Source organism: Bacillus pseudomycoides DSM 12442 (genome assembly GCF_000161455.1).
Taxonomy (GTDB): Bacteria; Bacillota; Bacilli; order Bacillales; family Bacillaceae_G; genus Bacillus_A; species Bacillus_A pseudomycoides.
Window position 1 is genome coordinate 5,025,038 of the sequence record NZ_CM000745.1, and the last position, 6,241, is coordinate 5,031,278.

The window sequence follows — 6,241 nt, forward strand, 5'->3', positions numbered from 1 at the left end:
TTAAATTCGCTCCTTATTTTTGTTATTTTATCTTTACTCGTTCTCCTTTTTTCAAAGGTTCACTGGTTTGTAAAACAATTTGATCTTTCTCATATACTCCTTCTAACACGACTGTTTCTTGTCCGTTGGATTCACCAACAGTAATAGGAGACTCTTCTATATAAAAGGCATTACCTAAAGGGCCTTTTTTTTCTTCTATTGTATAGACAAATGTTCTCTGTCCTTCCTTCTTAATCACCTTATTTGGTATAACCACGCCTTTAGCCAATTGTTTAGTCAGTGTAGCTTCTACCTGCTCCCCTTTTTTCAGTTCTTCTCCTTGTACTTTTACAAGAATACGTTTCTGTGGTTGTGGAGTTGCTGATGTTTGTTGAAATTGCTGTTCATCTTTTGGTTCACCTTTTTGTTCATCCTTTTGTTCATCTTGCTGTTTACCTTGTTCTTCGGGTCTCTGATTTTCATTGCTTTCTATATTTTTAATCTCTATAAGTTCACCTTCTAAGGATTTAGCATTTCCTTTCAAATTTATCTTTTCTCCAACCTTCAAGTGCGTGGCTAAATCAGCAGGTACTTGTACTTCAACCTTAAAGCCTTTACTCTCATCAGAGAGAATTACATCACCTTCATCTCTCGTAGAAAGCTGATCCTTCTTTGCATTTATTTTTGTAACAACTCCATCGAAAGGAGCGATCAGCTTCTTGCTCATTTCTAATTCTTCTTTTAAACTTTTAATTTTTCTTTCTTGCGTACTAATCTCAATTTTTTTGCTCTCCACAGCTGTTTTGAGACTTTGTAAACTTGTCTCACTTATCCTCCCATTGGGTTGACTATTTGAGTTGTTTTCTTGCTGATTATTTGGTTGATCATTTGATTTGTTTTCTTGTTGATTTTTTTTTGCTTCATTATAATTTGCTTGAGCGTCATTCAGTGCTAACTTTTGAATTTGAAGAGTTGCTTCTTCATCAAGAATTACTTGTTCACTCTTTTTACTATCGTATGTCACTAATAATTGATTTTTTTTGACACGGTCTCCTTCTTTTACATGTACCTCTTTCACTTTCGCCTCTATGCTACTATTACTTAACTTTGCTTCTTCTTGTGGCTGTAATTCGCCATTACCTGTAAACGTTTGTTTAAGCTCACTATTTTTTGGCTTCTCTGTAATAACCTTTGGCAAATTCCAATTCGCTAACGTATTGCTAAAGAGTGTAAGGATAATTAAAAGCCCTATAAATACACTGGAAATGATTTTAATATTTCGTTTTTTCCTTGTGACGTCTTGTTCCGTTCTATATTCCATTGTGTCCCCTCCTAAAATCTTTCCGAAGGAATGTTTACATTGTAATTCTTCATTATTCCTTCACACCTGATAACTGAATTCCCTTAATAAAATAGGACTGCGCATATAAAAATAAAAGTATCATTGGGGTCATATACAGAATAGAAGCAGAAAACCCAACCCCACGTGCCTCTTTGTTAATTTTTGATAAATAGAGCGATAATGGATGTTTGGATTCATCATTCAGAAAAATAAGCGGCTGTTCGATCATATTCCAATAATCCGCAAATAATAAGACAATAAGAGCAGCAATTCCAGGACGAATAAGAGGAAGAATAATCTTAAAAAAGATTGTAATATGGCCAGCTCCATCCATCTTAGCTGCCTCTATATACGCATCCGGGATATGCAACATGAACTGCCGGAGCATAAATACACCGAATGCCCCAAAGATTCCTGGAAGAATAATAGACGCTATACTGTTCAAAATTCCAAGTTTATCCGCCATGATATAATTTGGTACGAGCGTAACTTGGAATGGCATGAGCATCGTCAAAAGATAAACGATAAACAACTTGTCTCTTCCTCGAAATTGAATCTTAGCAAAGACATAGGCTGCAAACGATGCAACGATTACTTGACCTACTATTATTGGTACAACCATGAATACTGAATTCCAAAACATTTTTAAGAATGTCGGATTTTTCACTAATACTGTTCCATACTGTTCAAATGACACTAAATCTGGGATTAATTTTAAATTAATGAAAGGTGTATCCTTTTTCACTTCTCCAATAGAATCATAATTGGATCCAATCTCATGCTCAGTCATGAATGAATTGGTCAAGGTAAATACGATTGGAAATAGCATCATGACCGCTAATATTGTCAAAAATAGCGTTAAAATCCATTTACGAAATACATTTCCTTTTTTCATCTGCTTTTCCCACCTAATTCATAAACTTTCGAAAACGACGTTCTATTGCAAACAATACGAATACAAGGATAGAAATAACCGCCACCATCAACGTGGCAGCCGCTGTCAACTTTTGAATATCAAGCGACACGAACATATTGTTCATATAATGCTGCATCATGTACATACTGTCATGTGGTATACTTCCAGCAATCAAGTATGCTTCTCGAAAGACTTTAAACGAATTGATAATCGACATTAATATGACAAAGAACATTGTTGGTGTTAAATAAATGAGTGTAATATTTAAAAATGTATGCATACGACCTGCACCTTCAATTTCTGCAGTTTCGTAATACTCTTTTGGGATATTTTGTAAAGCTGCTAAGAATAAAATAATGTTGTACCCGATATTTTTCCATAGATATACAATTGATAAGACAATAATTGCCCAATTTGATTTCATCCAATCAATTCGTTCAAACCCCATATTGTGCATCCATACGTTAAACGTACCGTTCCAATCGAATAAAATTTGCCAGAGCATAACAATGGAAGCAACAGGAACGACAAGTGGTAATACAAACGCGCTTCGTAACCAATTTTGAATATATACATTTTGATTCAAACAAAGTGCCAGTAATAAGGAGATAATGATGATGAGAGGTACACTCACTGCGGTAAACCAAAACGTATTCGTTGCTGCTTTGAGAAAAGAAGCACTACCTAGCAGTTCTTTATAATTGGCTAAACCGACAAAAGAACCATCAGTAGTACCGTCCATTAACGAATAAATCATTCCCATTACAAATGGAATCAGATAAAAAATTGAAAAACCAATTGTACTTGGTAGAAGGAACAATAATGCTATACTTGTATCCTTTTGCATAAAATCCCGAAATTTTGTTGGGGATTTTTTTTTATCTTGAAGTTTATTCAAGGATCGATGGTCGCGATCCAAAAAAACATTCCCAATATATGATCGACTTTTGTTTATTTTCATTCGTGGATCCCTCTTTTTTATGAGTCTATTTTCATAAATACATCTTACAATTATGTAGTTTAGTGGACACAGATGCAGATGAAATGCAGATAAAATAAAGAAATGAGGGATTTTAGTTCCGATGTTCATAAAGCGGAATAAAAAAATGAAGGTTCCCCTTCCTTGCTTAGAATCATAAGGTGAAATCGAAAAGATAATAGATAAGCTTTATCAACTTTAGATAGGCTGGTGGGTGGTTCTGTTGTAAAGGTCATGAATGGTTTCAATGCTTTTTATTGTATAAGGGGTATGGCGAAGGTTTAAAAGTAAGTAGAAAAATGAAAAAAATAGTAAAATACAAGCAGACCAAATTTAGAAAAAGATAGACTCTCAATTGCATTACCTATGTATGATAGTCAGAAATCCTACATTAAAGAAATAGTTGAAGGAACTGGAATCCCTTAATATTCTTTATATAGAACGATTAATCATCCGAAACTTGAAAAAACACAGATGTGAATACCTCTGTGTTTTTTACTTTGCGTTCTACAGCAAGAACTTTGTCACTAAGCCGACAGGGAACTAGTTAATTTATGTTCAAATGTACGATTTTCTTTTTTCGTTTTGATGACACTTTAAAATATTAGCTTGATGGCTATGTGATGGTACGCCAAATAGTGTAGTTAACAGTCTTTTATATGTTGTGTAACTCAAAATAAAATGTTTATAAACTTAAGACTACCAAGGTATTTAGAGTTCGAGGCAGTTACACAAAATATAAGATATGAGTAAGTAAAGGAAAGAATTTTATGTTTTTCAAATTCCTAAAAGAGTTCTATAGATCAATAAAATATGTTTTTTTGAAATTGTCACTTTTCTGTAACATAAGTGATTTATTTTATATAGGTAACTAACATAGAAAGAGGGAGAAGTTATGAAAAAAATCATACCGATAGTTGCATTAATGGGCATACTAAGTTTAGGGATGCAAGAAATGAATGTGAAAGCTGAGACATACAAATGTGCAGATTCCAAAATGGATTTTTGGAATTCTAAAAGAACAGGTACTAATTTTATGAATAGCACTTCATTACCTGAGAATTACAAGAGTGCAAAGGAGGCTCATATTGAATATGTTCGTTTAGCACCTGATAAATGGGCAAAAGATAAAGCTTTCTTCTCTGGTGACAAACCAGATACACCAGGAAAAGATTTTCTTATCGGTAATGCAGATAACTATCAAGGATTAGTGAAAGAGGATGTAGCAAAATTAAAAACAGATTTAGATGCTGCACAATCACAAGGGATTAAAGTTGTACTTACAATGCTTTCATTACCTGGTGACCGTTGGCGCCAATTTAATAATAATCAGAATGATGATAGAATCTGGGAGGAAGAGAAATATCAAGAACAAGCAAGCCAATTTTGGAAGGACCTTGCTCTTGAATTAAAGGATCATCCTGCTGTGGTTGGCTACAATATTATAAATGAGCCACACCCAGAAACATCTAAGAAAAATAGATATAATGATTTTTGGACGGAAGATTATGAGAAATGGTATTCAAAAGTGAAGGGGACCCCAGCAGATTTAAATAAATTTTATCAAAAAGTTGTTACTTCAATTCGTGAAGTAGATAAAGAAACACCCATTATTTTAGATTCAGGCCTATATGCCACACCTTGGGCTTTTAAATATCTTAAACCAGTTAAAGATAAGAAGACATTGTATGCATTTCATATGTATGAGCCATATCAATTAACAAGTCAGCGTGAAAATCAAAATAAAGAGTATCAATATCCTGGAATTGTAAAAGTAGGAGATGTAGAAAAACCTATGATGTGGGATAAAGATGGATTAAATAAATTCTTACAGCCTGTGCAAAATTGGTCTAAGAAAAATCATGTACCATCTAATCGAATCATTGCTGAGGAATTTGGAATTAACCGTACTGTTCCTGGAGCACCTCAATACATGCAGGACTTAATTTCTATATTCAATCAGAAAGGGTGGCACAAATCATTCTATGCATTCCGTGAAGATACTTGGACAGGAATGAATTATGAATTAGGAACAGGAAAAATAAAATGGGATGAAGAGGGTAAACCAATACGTCAAGATAATCCACTTTGGGATGTAATTAAAAATGATTTACAATCTCATAAGAAGTAAATTATTACTAAGTAATATAGTATGTTAGGAACTTGACAGATATATTATCCGTGTTTGAGCATCTGATCTATTAGGATTAGATGCTCTTTCTTTTTGTATAAGCTATAAGAGCTCATCACTATATCATTTCGTAAAAAACGAGATCATCAAGCTTCTTATGCCTTTATGAGGTCCCGCCAAACGTCCATCAAGTTAAGGTTTTAATGTACCCCCTAAATGAACATTTTCTTTTTCTACAGGTAGTTACTTTGAGAAGTCAGCTCATTTTTTCGTTTTGGGGATGTTTACTTTTCTTAAGTTGATAGATATGGAGTACCCCCCTAGGTTAAATAAATTTCGACTTAGAAACAAGTGATTTTAACAACGTTAGGAGTGTTTCATGCAGCACAATGTCATTTATGTTGTATCGCAAGAAGAAAAATTACATTAGAAAAGAGCCGGAATTCACCCTGTTAAGAGTAAACCTTTAATATTTAAAGGACGAAAAAAAGAAACATAGAAGTGAAAAACCTCTGTGTTTCTTTTTGATTCATATATTTATTGGAAAATACTTTGAACTTTCCGGCACAGATGCTCCTTCTACCCTATTATAGGAGCTATTTTGAACGTAAGTAATTTGTAAGGAATGGGTAAGAAAAAAGAGATTTTTATTGTATATGATAAAAATATAACGAGGCGTGAAAGGCGGAATAGATGTGACTTATATATGAAAAACAAACCAGTAACAAGAGTGTTTCAAGGAAAAGAAGTAAATTCTGGGGTCAACATACATGTGGAAAAAGAGGGATTTACCGTTTGTTAGGACAGAATGGCGTTTGTAAAAATAATAATTATGAAGATGATTACGAATTCAATGTTGACCTTTTGTCATTGGTGGAGATGATAGCTGTGTCG

The 6,241-nt window shown here is 33.7% G+C and carries 4 protein-coding genes; 1 reads left to right on the forward strand and 3 read right to left on the reverse strand.

Translation table 11 applies throughout. From position 1 onward, the window contains the following. Positions 1-22: 22 nt before the first annotated feature. Genes BPMYX0001_RS25500 through BPMYX0001_RS25510 form a run of 3 tightly spaced genes read right to left on the reverse strand, consistent with a single transcriptional unit; the run spans position 23 to position 3,198 of the window. The gene (locus BPMYX0001_RS25500; protein WP_006097063.1) at positions 23-1,300 is read right to left on the reverse strand and encodes an efflux RND transporter periplasmic adaptor subunit; all 1,278 of its coding nucleotides are present in this window, start codon (positions 1,298-1,300) and stop codon (positions 23-25) included. 52 nt (positions 1,301-1,352) lie between these two features. Then, positions 1,353-2,216: a carbohydrate ABC transporter permease gene (locus BPMYX0001_RS25505; RefSeq protein ID WP_006097065.1), complete on the reverse strand. Its 864-nt coding sequence runs from the start codon at positions 2,214-2,216 to the stop codon at positions 1,353-1,355. 13 nt (positions 2,217-2,229) lie between these two features. Continuing rightward, complete coding sequence (locus BPMYX0001_RS25510; RefSeq protein ID WP_078211720.1) at positions 2,230-3,198, reverse strand: carbohydrate ABC transporter permease; 969 nt, start codon at positions 3,196-3,198, stop codon at positions 2,230-2,232. A gap of 913 nt (positions 3,199-4,111) precedes the next feature. On the opposite strand from BPMYX0001_RS25510, the gene BPMYX0001_RS25515 reads away from it, so the two are divergent. Beyond that, positions 4,112-5,347, forward strand: coding sequence for a glycoside hydrolase family 5 protein (locus BPMYX0001_RS25515; protein WP_006097067.1), 1,236 nt, complete (start codon positions 4,112-4,114; stop codon positions 5,345-5,347). Positions 5,348-6,241 lie beyond the last annotated feature (894 nt).